Annotated in this window: 20 protein-coding genes; 11 read left to right on the top strand and 9 right to left on the bottom strand. The window is 41.2% G+C overall.

Annotation, left to right across the window (positions count from 1 at the left end; genetic code table 11):
• Positions 1–4: 4 nt before the first annotated feature.
• Positions 5–1,336, top strand: a complete 1,332-nt coding sequence (locus tag BEGALDRAFT_RS13680) for an AAA family ATPase (protein ID WP_002690922.1) — start codon at positions 5–7, stop codon at positions 1,334–1,336.
• Positions 1,337–2,239, top strand: coding sequence for a ParB N-terminal domain-containing protein (locus BEGALDRAFT_RS18420; protein WP_002690923.1), 903 nt, complete (start codon positions 1,337–1,339; stop codon positions 2,237–2,239).
• Positions 2,240–2,511: 272 nt separating this feature from the next.
• Here BEGALDRAFT_RS18420 and tsaB read toward each other — a convergent pair whose 3' ends face one another.
• The 5 genes from tsaB to BEGALDRAFT_RS13710 form a co-directional block, all read right to left on the bottom strand.
• The gene (gene tsaB / locus BEGALDRAFT_RS13690; protein WP_002690924.1) at positions 2,512–3,189 is read right to left on the bottom strand and encodes a tRNA (adenosine(37)-N6)-threonylcarbamoyltransferase complex dimerization subunit type 1 TsaB; all 678 of its coding nucleotides are present in this window, start codon (positions 3,187–3,189) and stop codon (positions 2,512–2,514) included.
• Positions 3,190–3,345: 156 nt separating this feature from the next.
• A complete protein-coding gene (locus tag BEGALDRAFT_RS13695) occupies positions 3,346–4,581 on the bottom strand; it encodes an ABC transporter permease (protein WP_002690925.1) in 1,236 nt (411 codons plus the stop codon).
• Complete coding sequence (locus tag BEGALDRAFT_RS13700; protein ID WP_002690926.1) at positions 4,578–5,270, bottom strand: ABC transporter ATP-binding protein; 693 nt, start codon at positions 5,268–5,270, stop codon at positions 4,578–4,580. Before BEGALDRAFT_RS13700 ends, BEGALDRAFT_RS13695 begins: the two co-directional genes overlap by 4 nt.
• Positions 5,271–6,734 carry an efflux RND transporter periplasmic adaptor subunit gene (locus BEGALDRAFT_RS13705; protein WP_002690927.1) on the bottom strand — a complete coding sequence of 488 codons (1,464 nt, stop codon included), beginning with the start codon at positions 6,732–6,734 and terminating at the stop codon, positions 5,271–5,273. It lies immediately after the preceding gene.
• A 168-nt stretch (positions 6,735–6,902) separates the two neighbouring features.
• A complete protein-coding gene (locus BEGALDRAFT_RS13710) occupies positions 6,903–7,652 on the bottom strand; it encodes a hypothetical protein (protein ID WP_002690928.1) in 750 nt (249 codons plus the stop codon).
• Positions 7,653–7,780: 128 nt separating this feature from the next.
• Between BEGALDRAFT_RS13710 and BEGALDRAFT_RS13715 the strand changes: the two genes are divergently transcribed.
• The 3 genes from BEGALDRAFT_RS13715 (at position 7,781) to BEGALDRAFT_RS13725 (ending at position 10,733) form a co-directional block, all read left to right on the top strand.
• Entirely contained in the window at positions 7,781–8,557 is a 777-nt protein-coding gene (locus BEGALDRAFT_RS13715; protein WP_456297500.1) for an amino acid ABC transporter ATP-binding protein, read from the top strand.
• Positions 8,558–8,632: 75 nt separating this feature from the next.
• Positions 8,633–9,313, top strand: a complete 681-nt coding sequence (locus tag BEGALDRAFT_RS13720) for a winged helix-turn-helix domain-containing protein (RefSeq protein ID WP_002690932.1) — start codon at positions 8,633–8,635, stop codon at positions 9,311–9,313.
• Complete coding sequence (locus tag BEGALDRAFT_RS13725; RefSeq protein WP_002690934.1) at positions 9,297–10,733, top strand: HAMP domain-containing sensor histidine kinase; 1,437 nt, start codon at positions 9,297–9,299, stop codon at positions 10,731–10,733. Before BEGALDRAFT_RS13720 ends, BEGALDRAFT_RS13725 begins: the two co-directional genes overlap by 17 nt.
• A 102-nt stretch (positions 10,734–10,835) precedes the next feature.
• Here the strand turns inward: BEGALDRAFT_RS13725 and BEGALDRAFT_RS13730 are convergent, their stop codons facing one another.
• The gene (locus tag BEGALDRAFT_RS13730; protein ID WP_002690936.1) at positions 10,836–11,192 is read right to left on the bottom strand and encodes a phasin family protein; all 357 of its coding nucleotides are present in this window, start codon (positions 11,190–11,192) and stop codon (positions 10,836–10,838) included.
• A 404-nt stretch (positions 11,193–11,596) separates the two neighbouring features.
• Here BEGALDRAFT_RS13730 and BEGALDRAFT_RS13735 point away from each other — a divergent pair, with 404 nt between their 5' ends.
• From BEGALDRAFT_RS13735 to BEGALDRAFT_RS13745, 3 genes are all read left to right on the top strand, one after another.
• Entirely contained in the window at positions 11,597–12,259 is a 663-nt protein-coding gene (locus tag BEGALDRAFT_RS13735) for a PilZ domain-containing protein (protein WP_002690938.1), read from the top strand.
• A gap of 68 nt (positions 12,260–12,327) precedes the next feature.
• Positions 12,328–15,138 (top strand): translocation/assembly module TamB domain-containing protein, encoded by a 2,811-nt coding sequence (locus BEGALDRAFT_RS13740; protein ID WP_040294975.1) that lies wholly within the window; start codon positions 12,328–12,330, stop codon positions 15,136–15,138.
• Between the two features lie 407 nt (positions 15,139–15,545).
• Positions 15,546–17,237, top strand: coding sequence for a translocation/assembly module TamB domain-containing protein (locus BEGALDRAFT_RS13745; protein WP_157237598.1), 1,692 nt, complete (start codon positions 15,546–15,548; stop codon positions 17,235–17,237).
• 401 nt (positions 17,238–17,638) lie between these two features.
• Here the strand turns inward: BEGALDRAFT_RS13745 and BEGALDRAFT_RS13750 are convergent, their stop codons facing one another.
• The 3 genes from BEGALDRAFT_RS13750 to BEGALDRAFT_RS13760 all read right to left on the bottom strand — a co-directional run bounded on the left by BEGALDRAFT_RS13750 (position 17,639) and on the right by BEGALDRAFT_RS13760 (position 21,314).
• Positions 17,639–18,781 carry a hypothetical protein gene (locus BEGALDRAFT_RS13750; protein WP_002690942.1) on the bottom strand — a complete coding sequence of 381 codons (1,143 nt, stop codon included), beginning with the start codon at positions 18,779–18,781 and terminating at the stop codon, positions 17,639–17,641.
• 215 nt (positions 18,782–18,996) lie between these two features.
• Complete coding sequence (gene hflD / locus BEGALDRAFT_RS13755) at positions 18,997–19,638, bottom strand: high frequency lysogenization protein HflD (RefSeq protein ID WP_002690944.1); 642 nt, start codon at positions 19,636–19,638, stop codon at positions 18,997–18,999.
• Positions 19,639–19,730: 92 nt separating this feature from the next.
• Positions 19,731–21,314, bottom strand: coding sequence for an Hsp70 family protein (locus tag BEGALDRAFT_RS13760; RefSeq protein ID WP_002690946.1), 1,584 nt, complete (start codon positions 21,312–21,314; stop codon positions 19,731–19,733).
• A 189-nt stretch (positions 21,315–21,503) separates the two neighbouring features.
• Between BEGALDRAFT_RS13760 and BEGALDRAFT_RS13765 the strand changes: the two genes are divergently transcribed.
• The 3 genes from BEGALDRAFT_RS13765 to BEGALDRAFT_RS13775 all read left to right on the top strand — a co-directional run bounded on the left by BEGALDRAFT_RS13765 (position 21,504) and on the right by BEGALDRAFT_RS13775 (position 23,957).
• Positions 21,504–21,920, top strand: coding sequence for a rubrerythrin family protein (locus tag BEGALDRAFT_RS13765; RefSeq protein ID WP_002690947.1), 417 nt, complete (start codon positions 21,504–21,506; stop codon positions 21,918–21,920).
• Positions 21,921–21,996: 76 nt separating this feature from the next.
• Positions 21,997–23,349, top strand: a complete 1,353-nt coding sequence (locus BEGALDRAFT_RS13770; protein WP_002690949.1) for a heterodisulfide reductase-related iron-sulfur binding cluster — start codon at positions 21,997–21,999, stop codon at positions 23,347–23,349.
• A 23-nt stretch (positions 23,350–23,372) separates the two neighbouring features.
• Positions 23,373–23,957, top strand: coding sequence for a DUF3501 family protein (locus BEGALDRAFT_RS13775; RefSeq protein WP_002690951.1), 585 nt, complete (start codon positions 23,373–23,375; stop codon positions 23,955–23,957).
• The last annotated feature ends 67 nt before the right edge of the window (positions 23,958–24,024 follow it).

Genomic DNA, 24,024 nt, shown 5'->3' on the forward strand with positions numbered 1-24,024 from the left:
ATTAATGGCTAATCATTTAATTTTTGATGCAAAATTTTGTGCTAATGAGCGTGAAGTAGAAAGTAAACTCATTGTTAGCTATTTATTACCCGCGTTAGGGTATCAAATTGATATGTGGCGACAAGAAAAAAGTTTTAATCGGTTTCGATTAGATTTTCTTGCTTTTTCAAATACTCATCATGAAAATACGACACATAGCTTAATCATAGAAGCGAAACATCCCAATAAGAATTTAAATGAATGTACGCAACAACTCTCTGACTATATGCAAGACCTAAACATTCAATATGGTCTGCTGACAAATGGTCGAGAAATTCGTGTTTATCAAACTAAAAACAATATAATTCACCTTATTTTTACCTGCTATATCAATCAACTATCTACTCAAATTGATTATCTGAATACTTTAATTGGAAAAGATGCACTCATGCGTCGTTATTCCCTGATTTCTTCCCACACTCAAGGAACACAAACGATGAAAATCATCGCGGTTTATCACAATAAAGGTGGCGTTGGCAAAACAACAACGGTTGTTAATTTGGCTGCAACCTTCAGTAAACAAGGCAAAAGAGTGTTAATTGTTGATTTAGACAGTCAAGCAAACAGCACTTTTGCAACGGGATTAGTGAATTTTGGCGATGAAGATAAAGATACACTGAAAGATTCAAATATTTACCATGTACTCTGTCATAACGATTTATTTCCTATTCCTCAAGTTGCTCGTAAATCTCGTTTTAGTAGTCACCCTGTTGATGTTATTCCTTCTCATATTCACTTAATGAAACATGAAAACGAACTCAATCAAATTGAACATTGCAAGCTGACTTTGTCAGAAAAATTAACCGCTGTAGAAACACAATACGATGTTGTTTTAATCGATACGCCACCCTCATTAAATTTATACGCTCGCATAGCACTGATTACGAGCGACTATCTCTTAATTCCTTCCGATTTAAAACCTTTTGCTAATGAAGGACTAGAAAATGTTAAAGAACTTGTAAAGAATATCAATAGTTATAGAAAACAATTTAAACGTCCTCCTATCAATATTCTTGGCGTTTTACCCACTAAAATTTCAACCAATGCAGGTTTTGTGAAAAAAACTTTACAAAATCGCATGAACATGGTTACAGAACGTTATGGCATTGAAGTTCTAAAAGATTACGTGATTTTTGAACGTGAAGATTTAGCTAAATGTCTTGAATTAACGGTTGATATGGGCGAATTAGAAATGACCGACCCGCGAGCCATTAGCGATTTTAAACCCAATTCAAAATCGGTAGAAGAGTTTGAAAAACTAGCCCAATTCATTACTGAAAAAGTAGGCATTGCATAAATGAATCGCTTATCACCCTCGATTGTGCTGGTTAAAAAAATCCACTGCGCAATTCCACGCCAACAATTTGCCGTTGAATTAATAGAAACGGCCGCCGAACTGATTTTAAAACTAGGGGGAGTTATTACCCCTTTAATTTTGAGACGTAAAGGGGCTGACGAATACGAATTAGAACACGGTGCATTAGAGTACTACGCTGCGCTTAGAGCGAAAGAACTTAATTTACAACAAGGGGAAAGCATTAACGCCTATATTGTTGATGACCATGATGAACGCAGTTTATTAGCGCAAGTCCAACTATTTAGACAAACCAGCAACCCACTGATTTCCAATATTTCAACAACACAGCCATTAATAACGGAAGATTTTGAGCAGAAAGTAAACGCTTTTTCTACCCAACTCATGCAAACCATGCAAAAACTGCTAGTGTCAGAAATCACACAGTTTAAAGCAACCTTGTTAAACACGATGCAACCCAACATTAAGGAAAGCGAGGAAAGCAAAGAAAATACAGTAACAGTAACTACAGTTTTAAAAGATGAGTTATCTAAGCCTGAAACTCAGGAAATTAAAGAACTAACGCCACAACCACCTGTTACAAAAAGAAAAATAACAAAGAAAACCGTTGCAACCACTGCTGAGACGGTTATAAAAGAAACAGTGGTTAACGCTGAAAACAATGCTACGCCAGCACAAGCACAACCCATAGCCCTGTGGTTGACACAACTTAACCAACTCCCTGATAAAGAACTTTTTGTTTTATTAACCCGCCAAAAATTAAAAAAGGACTTAATCGAACAATTAGTTGCCACTCGCCCTTTTGACAGTGAAGAAGCCCTAAAAAAAATAAAAGGAATTGGTGCAGCAACATTAAAGAAAATTCAATCGATATTTAATGGATAAGCTCTATTTTTAGCGAAGTAACCTGAGTTCGGCGATATTTATAAAATAAAACAAAGACCTGTTAGGTTTTCAAAACCTAGCAGGTCTTTTTTTGTCTGAATCAGAATTCACAGAATTTTCAGAATTAGCAGAATTAAAAAGCGTGATTCGCATTCATTTCTTGGTTTAAGGGTTTTAAATGCTGAAAATTCTGATTCAGACAATCTGTTAATCCTGAAAATCCTGATTCAGACAAACTGTTGTCTTTTTAAAAGAAACTCGCCAAACTCAGGTTACTTAACAACATTATTTCTTAAATAAACAGGCATCGCCATAGCAGCGTCGACGGTTTTACCCGTTTGTAAAGCGTAACGGGCTAAGGGGTACAAAGTGCTAGCTGTGGGGTAATAATCTGCGTGATGCGCTTTTAATTGATGTGCAAAACGCTGTTGTAAAACATCGGCATAAGTTCCCCACGCAGAGCCAATCCCCAGCCATTGCCTTGTTGTATCCGTGGGGAATGGGGTTTGTGAGGCTGGGCAAACACATTCGTCACCTTGTAAAAGCATTACCCCTTCTGCATTAGCTTGGTAAATTCCCCAATAGACTTCTTGTAAACGCGCATCAATACCCGCCAATACGCACGTTTCTCCCCATTCTTGATAAGCTAATTGTGCCAAACTGGCAAGGCTAGAAATGGGAATAACGGGAATATTTGCCGCAAAGGCAATACCTTGCGCAACTCCACACGCAATGCGTAAGCCTGTAAAACTTCCCGGCCCGCATCCAAAGGCAACGGCATGTAAATCAGTTGGTTTTAAATGAGCCTCTCGCAGGAGTTCATCCGCCATATTGAGGATAAGCGCAGCATGTTTACGCGGTTCTATGGAATATCGTTGCGTGATGTGTTCATCAACAGCAAGTGCGCAAGAACAGGCTTCGGTGGCGGTTTCTATCAGTAAAATATTCACAGTTTTTTTAGGCGTTGAGAAGGGAAAACAGGGGATATTTTAGCAGACTGGTGACTTTATAAAATTTAAAAACCTGCACAGTTTTGAAAACCGAGCAGGGTTTAGTTTTTCACTATGCTTTTAATGCTGACCAATGTATTGTTTTATTAAGATGAGTTACTCATACCGTAATGCATCAATCGGATTCATCTTTGCCGCGCGTTGGGCAGGAAAGAAGCCGAAGAAGACACCAACAAAGCCCGCCGAGCCTAAGGCGGAAAGCGCTATCATCGGGTCTATGCTGATGGGAAATTGTCCCATTTGGGCAACCATAAACGAGCCTATCATGCCAATTGTTAGCCCGATGAGTCCACCAACAAGGCATAGGGTGATGGATTCTACAAGGAATTGATTGCGAATATCTCGGCGACGTGCACCTAAAGCAATCCTTAAACCAATTTCTCGAGTGCGTTCAGTGACGGAGACGAGCATGATATTCATGATGCCTATTCCACCAACAACCAGTGAAATGGCGGCAGTTGAAGCGAGTAATAGACTGAGGGTGTTTTGTGTCGCGGTGCGGGCTTGGACGAATTCGGCAAGATTACGTACGGAAAAGCTGTCTTTTTCGCCTGTCTTTACGCCACGTCGTACCCGTAATAAGTCTTCAACTTCGCGTTGTACTTCGCTAATCGCTACGCCATCAGCAACTTGTAACGCCATGTCTTGCACGTAATTACGTACAACTTCATGACCGCCAAAAAGGCGATTGCGGGCGGCTGCGGTGGGGACGAAAATCACGTCGTCGTTGTCGCGTCCCATTGCGGATTGTCCTTTTTCGCCTAAAACGCCAATGACTTGGAAGGGGGTATTTTTGATACGGACGATAGAGCCGATAGGTGGGGCATTGCCGAATAGGTTTTCTATCACGGTTTGTCCTAATAACGCGACTTTCGCACCTGAACGGATTTCAGATTGATTAAAATTTCGTCCTTCTACCACTGTCCAACCGCGTACAGATAGGTATTCGTCGTTAATGCCATAAATGGTTGTTGTCCAGTTTAAGCCCATGGCAACCACCGCAGAAGAACCGCGCACAGTTCCTGAGGCTGCGACAATATTGGGTATTTGTTGGCGAATGGCATCGACATCTTCTTCTGAAAAAGGTCGTCCTGTGCCTGCGCCTGATTGTCGTCCCCCGCCCATGTCTAGTGAGCTGGGCATGACCATGAGTAGGTTTGTGCCTAGGTCTTGAATGCGTTTTTCAACTTCGCGCTTTGCCCCTGTGCTGATAGAGACCATGATAATCACGGAGGCAACACCGATAATAATGCCGAGCATCGCTAAGATACTGCGTAGGGCATTGAGGCGTAGGGCGAGAAAGGCAACTCGAATGGCTGTCCAGATGCTCATGTGCGTTTATCCTCAACCAGTAAGCCGTCACGAAATAGCAAACGGCGTTTTGCGTGGTTTGCAATATCGGGTTCATGGGTCACGAGAATCACGGTAATCCCCATTTGATTGAGTTGTCCAAAGATTTCCATGACTTCTTCAGAGGTTTTGGTATCTAACGCGCCTGTGGGTTCGTCGGCTAATAAAATACGGGGTTCGTTGACGAGGGCGCGGGCGATGGCGACCCGTTGTTGTTGTCCGCCTGAGAGTTGGGAGGGTTGATGGTCTAAACGTTGTGCTAGTCCGACCAGTTCTAAACATTGTTTTGCGCGGTCGTGGCGGTTATGTTTGGGGTTACGTGAGTAGAGCATGGGGAGTTCTACGTTTTCTAGTGCGGAGGTTCGCGGTAATAGATTGAATTGTTGGAAAACAAAGCCGATGACTTCGTTGCGAAAATAGGCTAAATCGTCGGAGGATAGGCGGTTCATATTGCGTCCGTCTATGGTGAGTTCGCCACTGCTAGGTTTATCTAACGCGCCGAGTAGGTTCATAAAGGTTGATTTGCCTGAACCTGACGCGCCCATCACGGCGACATATTCGCCTTCATGAATGTCCACACTAACCCCACGCAATGCTTGCAGGAGGTTATCGCCCATTTGGTAGGTTTTATGGAGTTCTTCGCAGTGAATTAAGGGGGAGGTAGCATTCATTTATCTTCTACCTGTTGTATTCACTTTGGTAATGACTTTATCGCCTGCTTTGACTTCTGCGCTGAGAATTTCGGTTTTTTGGTCGTCACTCACGCCTTGTTCAACATAGTAGGCGCGGATGCCATCAGGTTTTTGTATCCATATATCGCTAAAGCGACGGTTTTTCATGCCTTCTTGTAGGGTTTGCAGGCGGGTGTATTGTTCATCGTTTAGGATTTCGCGGAGTGCTTGCATGGTAGGCCCTGCATTGAGAGAGGGCGCGGCATTACTGCCAAAGGGGTCGGGCGGTGCCATGTTATTTGTGCCATCGGCTCTGACTTCACGATGTTGGTCTATGACGGCAAGGGCTTTTTGCAGGGTTTCTGCGGGTAAATTTAGTTCATTTTTTAAGAGGGTAATCAGTCTCAGTTGGCGTTCTGAATAATTACTGTTGCTGTTGTTGGCAAGACTGGCTTTAAAGGCATTGCTTGGGCGGAAGCGTAGGGCTTCATTGGGTAATACCATGACATTGCGTCGTTCGCCTGTGACGATTTCTACATTGGCAGTCATACCGGGTAATAAAATTTTCTGTGGATTTTCAGCGGAGATAACAACGGTATAGGTGACGACATTGTCTAATTCTGTTGCGGCAAGACGGATTTGTTCAATAGTGCCTTTAAAGTGTTGTTCAGGATAGGCATCAACGGTGAAGGAGACAGGCGCATTGTTGGAAACGCGCCCAATATCTGCCTCGTCCACTTGGGCATCAATTTGTACTTGGCGTAAATCTTGGGCAATGGTGAATAATTCGGGAGCGGATAGACTGGCGGCGACGGTTTGTCCTACGTCAACGCTCCGTTTAACCACCGTGCCATTAATCGGAGAGCGGATATAAGTGCGGGCTAAGTCGATTTCTGCACTTTCTAAGGCGGCTTTTACTTGTTTTAAGTTGGCTTGTGCATTTTCAAGTTGGGCGCGGGCAATTTCTACATTGGCTTGTGCGACTAGAAAAGTAGCGCGTGAACTGTCTAATGCTGATTCAGAGACAGAGCCTTTTGCTTGTAAGGATTTGTTACGTTGATATTCGCGTTCGGTATTGGCGGCGGTGATTTTGGCACTTTCTATATTAGCTTGTTGCAGTTTTATGCTGGCTTCGGCAACGCCTAAATTGGCTTTTGCTTGATTAACACGGGTTCTATAGGTGCTATCGTCTAAACGGGCAATTACTTGGTCTTTTTTAACTTCGCTGTTGAAATCGGCATATAGTTCGGTAATTTGTCCCGATAATTGTGAGCCAACCGAGACCGTAATCAAGGCACGTACCGAGCCTGAGGTCGACACAACTTGGCGGACGTTCCCCATGGCAATTTCTGTCGTTTGTACCGTCAAGGCTTGTTTTGGGGTTTCTTGCCCGTTGAGTTTGTACCACCAAGTAGCACCCGCACCAATGGCAATAATTAAAAGCCCCCAGACCAACTTTTTCATAAGTATATGCTCCAAACAATTTTTAATATCGACTGTCTTAATTGTCTTATACGTAACAGGCTAGTGAATTCCGTCGTTTTCGCAGAAAATCCGCATTGCTGATGATAATCATTGGTTCTATTGCGAATTATTAATGATTGAGAATAAATGGCTTTTACACAAAATTATTTAATACACCGCTGTCGCTAAATTACCTTTAAACGCCCGTAATTGGGTATAAGGCATAAATAAGCTACTAACAGGTAAGATTTGCAAAGCTGCCAGACGACGGCGGGGATGGGGTTCGCTCGGTGTTGTTCCTGTAAAGCCGATAATCACTAATTCCCCCCCGCGTTCCGCAATAACCATTGTATGATGGGGTTCTACTTCACCCGATTTAAAGGCAAAGACCCAATCACCTACGGCTAAATCGCGCGGATAACGAATCGGACGGGTGCGTACCGAACGGTAAATATTTTTTGAGGCAATATTGCCTGAACCGATAAACGTATAAGGTTGATAGGACTTACTGGGGCGACTTTGTGCGCGTAAATAGCTGGGAATAACCGCACAAATTAAATTGATGGGAGCTGTGCCAAATTGGCGTTGTGCCTGTTGATAGACTGCTTGAAAGTACGCATTGTTATGGTCAAAAACCAGCCATGAATCGTGCTCCGCACCTAAATCACGTGGTTCGACATAACCAAATCCTAACGGTAAATGGTCATAATCACCAATATCTAACTGATTGACTAAGTTGCGTAAATGTTGGTTAAATGCGTATTGTGTGGGTGTCAGTCGTGAATGACTGTTGCCCGTTGTTTGTACAACAGGTGTCGTTACAATTTCGCTACAGGCAAAGATACAGGTGCAAACAAGTATCAGTACATAATAAACCCAATTAATCTTTTTCCCGTTTTTTAAGCCGCTTGAATCCATAATAAACAAATCCTTAATCAGCCGTTTTCGCATTTCTGCCTAAACTTAACGAAAGTTTAACTGAAATTTTCAAGTGAAACCCCATTTTAATCTGGGCATCGTTCCCTTAACCCTTTATATAGGTGCAGATGATGACAGTCATAAATCCTTCCGAAACAATGCCAATGATTACCGATAACATCATGGTTGCCATGCATCATGTGCATAAATGGTATGGTGATTTTCACGTATTAAAAGATATTAATTTGACTGTCAAACAAGGAGAACGCATTGTTATTTGTGGTCCATCGGGGTGCGGTAAATCTACCACTATCCGCTGCTTAAACCGTTTAGAAAAGCACCAAGAAGGGCAAATTTTTGTCGGCGATATTGAACTGACGGATGATTTAAAGCATATAGAACAAATTCGTAAAGAAATCGGCATGGTTTTTCAACAATTTAACCTATTTCCTCATTTAACTGTGTTAGAAAATTGTTGTCTCGCGCCGATTTGGGTTTTAAAGCAACCGCGCAAAGAAGCTGAAGCCACTGCGATGCGTTTTTTAGAACGGGTTCAAATTCCACACCAAGCGCATAAATACCCTGGACAATTGTCAGGCGGACAACAACAACGGGTCGCAATTGCGCGTAGTTTATGCATGAATCCAAAAGTCATGTTGTTCGATGAACCAACTTCTGCACTAGACCCTGAGATGATTAAGGAAGTGTTAGACGTGATGATAGAACTGGCTCACGATGGCATGACCATGCTCTGTGTGACTCACGAAATGGGTTTTGCAAAAACGGTTGCAAATCGTGTTATTTTTATGGATGGTGGGGAAATTATTGAAGAGAATGAACCAAATAGCTTTTTTAATAACCCTCAATCCGAACGCGCTCAACTCTTTTTAAGCCAAATTTTATAAACCCTTGTGTTTATCAAACAGGCATAAAAAAACGCTTATCATTAACAACTTAATTTAAACTATAAAAACATAATCATGCGTATTTTAGTGATAGAAGACGACAAAGACGTTGCTAACTACTTAATTAAAGGGTTAAAAGAAAGTGGTTACACCGTCGACTATGCAGAAACAGGCAAAGATGGTTTATTTTTCGCGGCGAGTGAAACGTATGACGCGATGATTATCGACCGCATGTTACCCAATATTGATGGATTAACCATCATTCAGACCTTAAGGGCGGCTAATAATAAAACCCCAACCCTCATTTTAAGCGCGTTGGCAGAAGTAGATGACCGCGTGAAAGGCTTAAAAGCAGGTGGCGATGATTATTTAACCAAACCCTTTGCTTTTAGCGAATTACTTGCCCGTTTAGAAGCCTTATTGCGCCGTGTGGTACATAGCACGACAGAAACAACTTTAGTCGTTGGTGATTTAAGCATTGATTTACTTGCCCGTACCGCAAAACGGGGTGAACAAGAAATTAGCCTACAGCCGCGCGAATTTCGATTATTAGAATACTTAATGCGTCATGCAGGACAAGTCATTACTCGCACGATGTTATTAGAAAATGTTTGGGATTATCATTTTGACCCACAAACTAATGTGATTGATGTACATATCAGTCGTTTACGGCAAAAAATTGACAAAGATTTTGCAAAGCCACTATTGCATACCATTCGCGGTGCAGGTTACATGATTCGTGAAACAACTGATTAAACTGCTTAATACTTCAACGTTTCGCCTTGTCCTCATTTACATGGGCTTGTTTAGCCTTTCTGCACTGGTACTAATGGCATTTATTTACTGGGCAACAGTACAAGCAATTGCTGAACAAGCCGATGCAACCATTGATGCTGATGTCGTCGGGCTGGATGAACAATATAATCGTGGCGGGACTATTGCCCTAATTACCCTGATTCAAGATCGTATTATCCGCAACCCTAACATCTCCTCCATTTATGTGGTCACTCGCATGGATGGCACAGTGATTGTGGGCAACTTAAACCGCCTCCCCCCTGTCCCCGCAAATCCTAACGAATGGATAACCTTTGAATTTAGTCAATGGTGGAATGGCAAAATGGAATTCTACAAAGCCCGTGCACGCTTTTTTGTCATTGGTGACGGACGGGGCGAAAATTATCGTTTATTGGTTGGGCGCGATATTCGAGCCATAGAAGCGACACAAAACTTAATTATTAACGCGCTATTATGGGGATTAGCTATCACAACGGCTTTATCGCTCATTGGTGGATTAATGATGAGTTGGAGCAGTGTTCGTCGTTTAGACTCTATTAATCAAAGTATTAGCCAAATTATGCACGGCGACTTATCTAAACGCATTCCTAGCCGTGGCACTCAAGACGATTTCGACCGCCTTGCTGAAAATCTTAATGCCATGTTGACGCAATTAGAAAAACTCATGAATGGCATACGCCAAGTTACTGATAATGTTGCGCATGACTTACGAACACCTTTAACCCGTTTACGCAATCGATTAGAAGAATTACGCGAAACCTCTTTAAATGATTTGCAATATCAACTTGTTGAAAAAAATATCACAGAAGCAGACCACCTGTTAAATACCTTTAACGCACTGTTACGGATTGGGCGTTTAGAATCAGGTTGTCATCGCTCGGAATGGGTAGAAATTAATTTAAGCCAACTCCTTGCCGATGCTATTGAATTCTACGAAGTCATTGCCTTAGATAAACAACAAACCCTGATAAGTCATATTACCCCTAATGTTTTTATTGACGGCGACCGCGATTTATTATTTCAAGCTATCGCCAATTTATTAGACAATGCGATTAAATACACCCCTGAAATGGGTACAATAGATATTGCATTGCAACAATATGAGCAACGGGTAGAATTTAGCGTAACAGATAATGGCGGAGGTATTCCAGATACCTATAAAGACAAGGTGTTAGAACGCTTTTTCCGTATGGAAAGCAGTCGTACAACGACAGGGAATGGATTAGGATTAAGTCTTGTTGCTGCCGTCGTGAGTTATCATAAAGCCCAAATACGCTTAGAAGATAATCAACCCACAGGCTTACGTGTTGTTATTAGTTTGACGCAAAAAAAACGCGACGGACGACCGTCGCGCCACCATAACCTCCCTGTTACGGTGTAAACTGATTTTGCTTTGAGGAGGAGAGGTAAGGCGATAACGCCTTTTTCACAAAGGCGTTATAAAACAAACAACAACACATCAAAGAGTACAACTAAAAAGCGATTAAGCAGCTTTTGCTAACGGATTGAAAGTAGAGATGCTTTTCAGATTATCTTCTACTAAGGAAGCAATTTGAGATTTGCTGTCCACTAAAATTTCAACGGTGATACGGGCGTTGTTTAACACTTTTTTGTTTAATTCTTGGGTCGCTTCGGCTTGGATAGCGAATAAATCTTGAACACGCTTTGCTTCAGTTAACGCTTGGATTTGCTTGACGCTGTTGTCAGCGTAAATGCTCAGGATATCCATTTGTTGACGTAATAAAGCGGTGGCTAAATTGGTGTTGATGTCGGCTAATTTTTGGACAGCAGCAACATTGGATTTGTTCAGGTCAGCCCATTTTTTCACTTGTTCTTTCATGATGTACTCCTAAAAATTCAGGGGATAAAGTTAACGTCAAAAAATCTTCATATTCGGGGTGTATAAGGAGGCTTTATCTTGTCCTGCACTTATCTACCGCGCTTGAGATATATAGTAGTAAAATCTTTTGTGCATTGCAACAAAAATTGTGCATTGCAACAAAAAAATTTACACTATTCTCCCGTTTTATCCTATCAAACTGAATTTTAAGTCTATTTTTGACGGGCTAGTTTAATACCGCTTTTATCCCCTCACTTAAACAAGCACACCATACCCTGCAAAAATCACTGGCTTTAAAACACATTAAAATACGCTATAGTAGCCATATCAAATAATAAAACCTTAAGCAACAGTATCTTTAAACAATAAAGCTTATAACAAACTATTTAACAAGGGATTTTATCATGGCTGAACCAAACACTGACAGCTTTGCAATTTTCGAAGTCATCGATACGCACAGCCGTGAATCTATGGGACAAGTTGGTGATGTTTCTAAAGACGGCATTATGCTCTTAACCACAAAGCCACTGCCTTTAAAACAAACCAAAGAAGTGCTTATTCATTTACCATCTAGTGATGCGTTTTATCAAGAAATGATTCCCTTGGATATAGACCCACTTTGGATAAAAAATGATGAAACTCAGCCCGATTTATATCGCATTGGTTGCCAATTTGCGAAAGCAGAACGCTCAGACCTAGAAATGCTGATTCGTCAATTTGGAGCTAAACGAAGTACACGAAAAAACTTATTGTTTTACTTAGATGTTTATGAAAAAGACAGCGAAGAGTTATTAGGACATTTAGGGGATATATCAGATACAGGCATCATGCTCATTACTTCTTACACCATGCCATTGGGTGAAACCCGTGAAATTATTATTAAACTGCCTGAAGATGAAGAATTCAGTGATCGCACGATTGAAGCCGATGTGGAAATTCGCTGGTCAAGACCTGATGTTAATCCAGAGTTTAATTGTGTTGGTTGCTTATTTACCCATATCGCCCCAAAATACAAACCCCTCATTAAAAAAGTGCAAGAAGTGCTAGGCTTTGACGACGTTGTCTAAATAGATAGCCAAGACACCTGCTTTTATTACACGCTCCATTCTCCATTTTGCTTCTTTAACGGCACACCATGAAACGTTGGCTTAAACGCTTATCGCTGGTCTTACTCATTGGTTTAATTCTCACCCTTTTTATGGCAGGTTGGGGCGCGAGCACAGAAACAGGCTCTCATTGGCTAATTCGCTTCGCACAACGTTGGATACCAGGTGAATTAACGATTCAACACATTGAAGGCAGTTTATTAAATCGGTTGGTTTTAAAAAATATTCACTATCAGCATGAAGCCATTAATGTGGACGCAGATAGTTTAATCTTTGCGTGGCAAGCAGGCGCGTTATTCGATTTAAATGTGCATGTGCAACAAATTATTGCAAATAAAGTAAAAGTAATTATCCCGCCGAGTACGACACCCGTTGAACCGTCAAAAGAACCTTTTAGCCTGCCCGAAATTCAGTTACCCATCAGTATCGCTTTAGACGATGTGCAACTCACCGAGTTTGAACTACAAACAGGAGAGACTAGCGCACCGTTTCAACTAAAAATCGCCCGCGCCCAACTCAGCGCAATGATTAAAGAACAAGTGACTTTATCCAAGCTCGCTATCTCAGGCGTAGAAACACAAGGCATCCGTGCGGAATTAAATGCAAATGGTCACTACGGGCTAACCCGTCCGCATCCTGTTCTCCTTGACTTGCAATGGATAGCGCAACTACCTGATATTGGAGAAATCACAGGCAAAGGACAATTAACAGGCGATATTCAAAAGCTGAATTTAAACCATCAAATTAGTAACCCCATCGCTTTACAATTAACCCTCAGTGCAACCGATGTTTTAAATCAATTGGGTTGGCAAGCAGAAATTCAGTGGCAAGATTTATTTTATCCGCTAGACAATTCAGCAAAATTGATTCGCAGTCAAAACGGCAAAATTACCAGCAGCGGGCAATTATCTGATTACAAACTGCAATTACAAACCCGTTTAAGTGGTCAAGATGTCCCCATGACCGCATTACAACTCGATGCAAAAGGTAATTTGTACAGTGCGAACCTAGACAAGTTACAAGCGGATTTATTAGATGGTCGCGTACAAGCGCAAGGGTTCATCAATTGGAAAGACTTATTACAAGCCAATTTACAACTCGATATCCAACAACTACGGATTAACGATTACGTTCCCGACTTACCCAAAGAGATTAGATTAAACAACAAATTACAAGCGCAATTAAACGACAAACAATGGCAATTAACCCAAGAAACCGCGCTCAGTAATACATCCGCACAAATCCAATTAAACGCAAAAGGCTCGATACAAGCCTTAGATAACCCTGATTTTAACGTTGTTCTCGATTGGCAAAATCTACAATATCCGCTTGTTGGTGCGTCCGTCGTCAACGTACCGACAGGAAAAGCGACTCTAACAGGTCACTTACAAGCTTATCAATTAGACTTAAAAACCCAAGTTAAAACGCCACAAATTCCCGACAGCCATTGGCAATTAAACGCACAAGGCGATTTAAATCAACTAAAACAAGGGCAATTAACAGGCGACTTACTGCAAGGGCAATTACTGGCAACACTCAGCGCACAATGGGCGGATAAATTACAAGCAGCGGTCGATGTGCAATTAAGCGATATTGCCCTCGCCCCTCTTGTGGCGGAATTGCCACCAAATGTCAAAGTCAACGCCCGTTTTTCCGCTGATTTACAAGATGATAAAGTCAAAATACAACAAGGTAAAATCAGTTTACCGCCTACCGATGCGCAAATAACACTGGCTGGCGAAGGGCTATTGCAACCTGCGGATAATCCACAATTTAAAGCAGATGTAACATGGAAAAATTTACAATTTCCTTTAATCGGCGTGCCCCAAATTCAAACCCAAGCAGGCAGTGTCAAACTTGCAGGCACATTACAAGCCTATCAATTAACCTTAAATACCGATTTAAGTGGCGAACAATTGCCCAAAGGCACATGGCAAGCGGAAATTAATGGTAACGCGCAACAAATCAAACTGGATAAATTACGCGGTGAATTTTTACAAGGGCTGGTTAATGCCAACGGCTTGGTCGAACTCAATCCGTTAAAAGCTAACCTTAGCTTATCGCTGGATAAATTAGTTTTACATTCGCTTGTCGCAGAAATTCCCGCCACGCACAAACTGTCGACCCAATTACGCGCAGAATTTGCTAATCAACAATTGCAACTCGCTGAGCTTAATATCACTTTACCGCCCAGCTCGTTAAAAATTGCAGGGCAAGCCGAAGCCGATTTAAACGACGCACAAAACCCCCGTTTTAAAACCAAATTGACATGGCAAGGTGTGCGCTATCCATTTGAAGGAAAAGACTTATTACTAAAAGATGCAAAAGGTCAATTAAGTCTTAACGGGACAGCCGATAATTATCAATTAGACCTGTTAACGGATATTGTTGGACAAGGACAAATTCCATCAGGGCGCGTGATTGCGAACGGCAACGGCGATAAAAACAGCTTTAAGCTCAAACAGCTACAAGGAAAACTGTTAGACGGGGTTTTAACTCTCACAGGACAAGTTGCATGGTCGCCAGCCCTACAATGGACACTGAATTTAAACGGCGAAAAACTCAACCTCGCCCCTTACACCCAACAAGCCAGCAATCTCGCGCTTGATGTCCGTAGCACGGGCAAATTAGACAATAATCAACTCAACGCCGATATTGATATTACCCATATTAAAGGCAAAATTGGCACTTATCCTGTGCAATTACAAGCAACTGCCAGCGCACAAGGGCAACAATTTGAACTGAAAAAATTCAACTTTGTTTCTGGTAAAAACCGCGTTACCGCTTTGTTTCTGGTAAAAACCGCGTTACCGCTCAAGCCAGTTATGCAAAAACGCTGAATGCAACATGGGATATTGACGCGCCCGCCCTAGCTGAATTAGTCCCACAAACAGGGGGGAGTTTACAAGGCAAAGGCAAAATTAGCGGAACGCTGACAAATCCAAGCATTAACGCGACCTTACAAGGCAAACAATTAGCCTATGCAGACAAACGACTTGCCAATTTAGACGTAAAAATCAATGCTGATTTACAAGGCAAACAGGGAATTGACCTCTCAATACAAGCAAGTGATATTTTTCAAGCCAATGAAAAAATAATCAACAGTGTCGACCTGACAGGACAAGGACAAATTGGACAACACCGTATTGCCCTAACTGTCAAAGCCCCTGAAAATAATTTACAAGTTAATATCGACGGTGGATTAAATCTTAATTCGCTACAATGGCAAGGGCAAATCAGCCAAATTGTGGCAACGATAGAACAAATGGGAACATGGTCACTCCCCAAACCTGCACCCTTGACAGTTTCGCCAGACATGGCGCAACTCTCTAATTTCTGCCTACAAGGCTATTTAAACCGTCGCCAGCCTGACAGTTTAACCAGTATTTGTGCACTTGGCGGATGGCAAGCAAAAACGGGCGCAAATGCTGAACTGAGTTTAAGCAAAATCCCATTACGTCTGTTTGTGCCAACGGTAACAGGCACATTAGAAGGGCGAATTAATGGCACTTATCAAAATGATGGCAGTTTACGCGCCAACGCACTTATCGACATTTCCGCAGGGCGACTTTTACCCGCAACCGATGACCCGAATACAAAACCGATTGCCCATAATGGCGGAAAAATTAAATTAACCATTGATGAACAAGGCTTAAATGGTGATATTCTCCTCGACCTTGCTCGCCAAAATACGATTAATGGCACAATCACCATGCAAGGCTTTAATCGCCTACCGATTAATCCTAACCAGCCCATTACTGCCAGATTACAAGCAAATTTCAACGACTTAGGCTTATTACCTGATATTTTATCGCAAGCAGAAAAAGCCAAAGGTGCAGCAACATTTCATTTAAGCATCGATGGCAACCTTGCCGACCCCATTGTTCAAGGTCAATTTTTAATCAAACAAGTCGAAGTTGGTTTGCCTGATTTAGGCTTGCAAATAAAAGACTTAAACGCAGACATTAAAACCGTGAGCCGTGACACAATTGATATAAAAATGGGTTTCCAATCAGGCGACGGAAAGATGGATATTACAGGCAACGTCAAACTGCTCACCCTGACCGATTGGCAATCGAATATTGCGATTAAAGGGGAAAATGTACAAATCATTAATACCCCTGACGCGGTGGCGAATATCACCCCTGATTTACGCTTAAACATGAGCACGGGTAAAATTGATGTCAGCGGTAAAGTAATGATTCCTTACGCAAATATTACGCCAACGGGGGCAACTATTAGCGGTTCTGGCTCTGGTGGCAACACGGTGGCAAGCTCGCCCGATGTGGTGATTGTGAACCCTGATAAACCGAATAATACAGACAAAGCCACTAAAGGCTGGGCAATTACTAGCCAACTCACCGTTATTTTAGGGGAAGATATTCGTTTAGCCGTGATGGACTTTAACAGCCGTTTAACAGGTGCATTATCCATTACCCTAAGCCCCAATCAAACCATGCCCCGCGCAACGGGTGAGTTACAAATTTTAGATGGGACTTATCGCGCTTATGGGCAAGATTTAGAAATTGAACGCGGACGGATTATTTTTGCAGGGGGGAGTGTTGATAATCCCGTATTAAATATTGAAGCCATTCGTAAAATTCGGGATAGAACGAAAAAAGTTGAATCGGCTGGCGTGCGCATTCACGGTACGGCTCAAGCCCCACAACTCACTTTATTTTCTACACCCCCTGTTCCTGAAAGCGATATTTTATCTTACATCGTTACAGGTTCAGCCCTTGGCGAGGATGTAAGCAACGCCATGTTAAGCCTAGGGACTTATTTAACCCCACAATTATATGTCGGTTATGGCTTAAGTTTGGTTGACCAAAACCGCGTTTTTAACATCCGTTATGAACTAAGCCGTAAATGGGGGATAGAAGCCTCAATTGGTACAGAGGACAAAGGCGCGGACTTTTCTTATATTTTAGAATGGTAAGGGTTGAATAAGCTTTAAAATCCATTTTGTTAAATGAGATATGCCAGTCCTTAAAGGAGTAGCAGACCTTTATCAAGCGATTCAAGAGACCTGCTAGATTTTCAAAATCTAGCGGGTCTTTTTTTGAGTTTCAAAACGATTGCCCGTTTTAATTAACCTGAGTACGACGAGATTTATAAAATAAAACAGAGACCTGCTAGGTTTTTAAACCCTAGCAGGTTTGTAGGAGCATACGAAAAGGGTTGAAGGACTAGCAGACATTGCTTTCTTGTTTTTCATCAGGATTTACCAGACAAGATTAAAACAAAAGTCTTTTAGGCGTGCAATCGCTGAAACGATTGCACGCCTGCTTAATCTATAATGCCTTGTTTTTATAAAATTTAACAAGACATGGGTTAAAATCAAGTTATATCTTGTGCTACAAGTAATTGTAATAAAATGTCAATCTCTTGCGTATATTCAGCTTTTTCGTAGAAAAAATCATTACATTGCACTTCCACCTTGTATGTATCAATCTCTTGTGTAGATTCAGTTTTCTTGCCTAAGTAGAACGTATTGACATATAAAGAACCATCTGAAGGAAAGTCAAATATGATATGAGCTTGCCTGTTTACTAACCCATGTTTTCTTGAGCGAGATAATATAATAGTATCAACAGCGTGACCAATACGAAGTTTTTGATCATATCTTTTGTTACGTATTTCAAGAAAAAATTTTAATTTGTTTTCTATGGCTTTTCTATATTTTAAAAAAACCTCATCTTCTTCCATAGAAGGGAAGACATCTAAAATGTAATCTATACTCCTTGCAATACGTGGTATGGCTATTTCCCAACTTAAGATAAATTCTCCCTCAATTCTTTTACCAAGCTCATAATAATGAGCTAATTTGCCTGCTTTAAACCAAAGAAAATGTTGCTCCAACTGAGAAGGCATAAAATTGTCGCAAAGCCAATATTTAATGATCAAATCCAATGGAACATCATGTGGAACTTTTTCCTCAAACAAATCAAACAAGGCTCTATTACTAGAATCCCAATCCGCATCCGAATAAAATTCGCACTGACAAATCCTGTTATTGACACTTCTTAAACAGCAAGCTCGATTTTGAGTTTTGAACCACAAAAAATAGCTATCTCCAAATTGACACTTAAAATCTATAGTACATTGTTTAAGCTCTGGATAATTGATTAAACTTGCATCTAGGAATTTTTGTAACCCTTTTTTCTCATTATTAATGAAATCAAATTTGTCATAGAATTCATTAAAGCTATGACCATAAATCCAATCCTTAATTGCCTGAATTATATTACTATCTATGTGAGTAGTCCTTCCTGTCGCTTTGTTACTTTTGTTTTCCATAAAAACAATGTAATAGCCATCTCTTGGTTCAAAACAAGCAATATTACAAACTCGTTCAGCCATTTTTACATAACAACTCCAATCGACACCTTCTCCCTCAATCCAAAGTTGAACTTCAGAATCAGAGAGAGTTTGTTTTAGAATTTCGTATAATTTTTGTGCCCGTTTTTGTCCTGAATACATACATTTTACTTCCGATAGTTGTGTTTACCCACACATTTTGCAAAATAGAAATATTTTATACAGAATTAAAAAGATAACAGCTTGTCTGAATCCTAATTCAGACAAAAAAAGACCTACTAGGTTTTAAAAACCTAGCAAGTCTGTAGGAACATGTGCAAAGGTTTGAAGAACTAGCAGACCTTGTTTTAATGAGACAACTTGTTCAGACAAAAGTCTTACCCAAACCGCTCAATATCACGAATTCGCTCTAAACTTTGTTGGGCAAATTGAAAAATCTTTTTGCGAGAAAATAACAATTGCCAACGATTGCCACCTTTTTGTCGCCATAGCACAGCAGAGCGAATGCCTGCTAACAGTAACGAACGGATTTTATTCGCATTCGCAGGGTTTTCTAAATGTCGCTGTTCGCCTGATACTTGGATGCGATGTTGAAACGTGCTAATCGTTTGCGAATAAAAGTTTGCTAATAGGGCGATGACTTCGGGGTCAGTTGTATGCGTGCTATCGGCTAAATGTTGCGCTTGTTGTACACCTTGTTGTACGACGTTGACCATGTCTTGACGCTTGATAAATTTTCGCTCTAAAAACATGATGCCTAAAATATAGCGCATTAATTCGCGGTCATTCGTGCGGTCTTGATTGCCTAACTGTGCGACAAGAACCTGTAAACCAAGTTTGACCCCTTGTAATCCGCCATAGACATCTTCTGTCGAAGTCGCTTCTAATTTTAAAATGCTCTTGATACTGCTATCGAATGCGATATGTTCGACCATGCCTTTACGGGCGACTTGGCGCACTAATTCGGCGGCTTGAAAAATGCCCGCAAGGGCGAGAGTTGTATCTGCAACGTTCATCATTATGCGAAAAGCTAACCTTATGCCTGAGTTGTTTTAAAGATGATAGGGCTTATTTTGTTGGAATAAAGCAATTTTACAGGATTGTTACGCAATTAGGGGGAAGATGTTGGCGTTTCGATAATGTGTAAACCGCTCATTTTTTCCGCTAAGTTCCCTAAAGGCGTTACTTTTTCTATCCCTGATTTATCTTTGATATGTAAAGTAAAGAGTGTATTTTCATCCATTGCAAAACCAACTTGCCATTGATTGTGTGCATGGGGATTGGGGATAAAATCGCGTAATTTACCTTGTAAATCGATATAACGCCGTTTTTCCCCCACGTCTAAAAACAGCGTTAACGAGAGTTTTTCTAAGGCTTGTTCACTCATGACACCTAACCAATGTTGAAAAAAATGGGGTTGTAAAGCCTCTTGTAAAGGTGTGCCCTTAGATAAAAGTAGAATATCGGTATCTTCTAAAAATTGATTTTTAGCACGAATACCGACGTTAATCGGGCATAACAAGTCTAATTGAAAGTGATTTGTTGCTAATAATGCTGCCCCTTTGGCAATCGCTAATGCAGTATCGGTTAAGTCAAAATAAGCCTTAAACCGTTCATCTGCTTCCGTTTTGGAGTGAAAAAAGTCACGAACAGCACGACGCACGAGGTAAAAATTGGAGAATCCGCCAACCATAATAATATGAAATTTTTCAGCGTTTTCCGTGTCTATTGCCTGTTTTTCTAATAAATGCGCCATATTGGCGAGGGCTTTTTGTAATTCGGGTAATAGTAAACGGTCAAAAACGCTGACGAGGTCTTGTGCCTCTACGTTAATACCTTCTATTTCAAAGACTTTTCTATTGGTTGCAGGATTACGTCGATATTGTTCGAGTAAACGGCTGAGTTTATCTGTTTGGGCTATTTTTTGTTCTTCAAAGGCTTTACAGAGTTTATTAAATCGTTTTGTATCGGTTTCTGCTTCCCCAATTCGTTGTAATAAATGTTGAATAACGTTTTCATCAAATGCCACGCCCGCACTGCCTAGTTGTGTATCGACGTGTCCATAGCCTGTTCCTTCTAAAACTTTGATATGTGTGTCATCAATCCATGACAGGCTTAAATCTAATGTACCGCCACCATAATCACAGACTAAGACATGTCCTTGATAGGCTTTCCCTTGTTGGCGTTTAAATTGATAGGCGAAATAAGCGGAAGCGGCAACGGGTTCGCTGATTAAATGCGTTTGTGAAAATCCTAAGGTGACGAGAATATTTTTTAATTGCTCACGGGCGGCGTGTTGTCCTGAGCGCACCCAAATTTCTGGTACGGTAACAACTAAGTTTTCTATGTCCTGAATGCCTGTTTCTTGGCGAAAACGGTTCAATAATTGTGCAATGTAATCATGAGCCGCCATTGCAGGGCTGTGTTGTACATAGCCACGTGTTGCCAATCGCGTTGCGTCTGTTTCTGCCAGTAACATCTTGAAATAGCTATATACCCAATAATCATCATCGCTTTGATTTAAGCGGGCAGCTTGTCCAATATCTAGGCTATTATCGACTTTATCAATGGATAAAACTGATGAAATGTAAGGGGTTGCAGAAGCTCCACCCAGTGCAAAGGTTTGCAGTTTTTCATCTACTTGATACGCCAAAATACTGGTTGTTGTCCCAAAATCTAAACCGAGCGTTGCCATAAACTGTCCTTTTTTATATCGAATTCGATATTTTAGCCGTCATAAAATCACAATATTTAAAAACAATCGCGTTTTTTTAACATAAGTCTATTGAGAAAAAAAACACAAGCTATATGATAGGCTCTGTGAGAATTTAGACTTAGTCTAAATATTTCACGATTCCCAATGACAACATCAGGAGAAGACATCATGCAACTTAAAGGCAGCCAAACAGAAGATAATCTCAAAGCCGCATTTGCAGGCGAATCTCAAGCCAATCGTCGTTATTTATATTTTGCCAATAAAGCCGATATTGAGGGCTTCAATGATATTTCTGCCGTTTTTCGTTCTACGGCAGAAGGGGAAACAGGACATGCACATGGTCATTTAGAATACTTAGAACATGGCTGTGGCGACCCAGCAACAGGGCTACCGATAGGCGATACCAAACTCAATTTGCAAGCCGCCATTGCAGGGGAAACCCACGAGTACACCGATATGTACCCTGGAATGGCAAAAACTGCACGAACTGAAGGCTTTGACGAAATTGCCGACTGGTTCGAAACCTTAGCTAAAGCCGAGCGTTCTCATGCGAATCGCTTTCAAAAAGCCTTAGACAGCATGTAATCAATAAGGACGTGGCAAGGACTGTAAAACTTGTCACGTGCTTTATGGTCTGTCTTCTACACAGTGAGAAATAATCATGTCCGCTGACTCTAAACGCGAAGGTAAAAAAGAAGGGAGTTTGGAAGCCCCTACCCGTCACCCATTAGATTGGAAAAACCCCGATTTTTATAATGAACAATCTTTATTTTCAGAATTAGAACGAGTATTCGATATTTGTCATGGTTGTCGCCGTTGTTTCAAACTATGCCACTCTTTCCCAACCCTGTTTGATTTAATTGATGCCTCTGAATCGTTAGAGTTAGATGGCGTAGCAAAAGCGGATTATTGGAAAGTCGTTGACCATTGTTATTTATGTGATATGTGCTACATGACCATGTGTCCTTATGTACCACCACATGAATGGAATATTGATTTTCCACACCTGATGTTACGTGCGAAAGCGGTAAAATTTAAAAAAGGCGATGTGACATTACGAGATAAATTACTGACTTCTACCGATTTAGTCGGCAGTCTCGCAGGTATTCCCGTTGTTGCGGGAATTGTCAACACCGTGAATAGTATAAAACCATTACGAAAAGTTGCGGAAAAAGTCGCGGGAATTCACGCCGATGCCATTTTGCCCAAATTCCACAGCGATAATTTACGCAAGCGTGATAAACAGTTACATCAAGCAGGGTTAAGCGCGACCCCGACGGCTAACACACGCGGTAAAGTTGCCTTATTCGTCACCTGTTACGGCAATCGCAACGCGCCCGACATGGACGAAGCCTTAATTAAAGTCTTTGAACATAATGGCATTCCCGTCAAAATTACGGAAAAAGAGCGTTGTTGTGGTATGCCTAAAATGGAATTAGGCGATTTAGAAGCGGTGAAAGCCTCACGAGACTTTAATATTCCCATTTTGAGCAAACTCATCGACGACGGTTACGACATCGTTACGCCCATTCCTTCCTGTACCTTAATGTTTAAACAGGAATTGCCTTTAATGTTTCCTGATGATGCTGAGGTGCAAAAAGTTAAAAATGCCATGTATGACCCATTTGAATACTTAATGCTACGCCATAAAGACGGCGCGTTAAAAACCGATTTTCAACAAGCATTAGGCAAAGTGTCGTATCACGTTCCTTGTCATTTACGGGTGCAAAATATTGGCTTAAAAACCCGTGATTTATTGGAGTTAATCCCAAACACCACCGTAGAAACCATTGAACGCTGTTCAGGACATGATGGGACTTATGCCGTCAAAGCAGAAACGCACGCTATTTCAATGAAAATTGGTAAACCTGTTGTTAAACAAGTTGCTAATGCGAAACCTGATTACTTCAGCAGTGATTGTCCTATGGCAGGCGACCAAATTCATAACGGCTTACAAACAGCACAAGAACCAACGCACCCCATGATTTTAGTGCGTAAGGCTTATGGGATTTAACCGCAGTGTAGTGAGGATTCACGATGAAAAAATTACGCCGAGAAGATTTGTTTTCACTAGAAAAATATGCAGAAATACGTCCTCAGTTTCGTACAGAAGTGATGGCACATAAAAGCCTGCGACGGGTTGAATTAGGGGAACATGTCACCCTGTATTTTGAAGACCGCTTAACCATTCAATATCAAATACAGGAAATGCTCCGCGCTGAACGGATTTATGAAGCAGATGGTATTGAAGCTGAATTAAATGCTTACAATCCTTTAATTCCTGACGGAACAAATTGGAAAGCCACGTTAATGCTCGAATATGAAAATGTTGAGATTCGTAAACAAGCCTTAACACGATTAAAAGGCATTCAAGAAAAAATCTGGGTGCAAGTGGATGGACTGACAAAAATCTATCCGATTGCCAATGAAGACATGGACAGAGAAAACCAAGAAAAAACCGCTGCGGTACACTTTCTACGTTTTGAACTCGATGCAGACAGTTGCGCAGCGGTAAAAGCGGGAAAACCAGTGATGATGGGGGTGGAACATCCCCATTATCAAACTAATGCCATGGTAATTCCCGAAAATATCCGCGCTTCTCTTAGCACGGACTTACATTAAAAATTGCACGTTAGCAACTGAACTTATTACCGCATTTTGTGCAATCAACGCCTTGTAGCGTGTGTCG

The sequence above is a fragment of the Beggiatoa alba B18LD genome (genome assembly GCF_000245015.1).
GTDB lineage: Bacteria > Pseudomonadota > Gammaproteobacteria > Beggiatoales > Beggiatoaceae > Beggiatoa > Beggiatoa alba.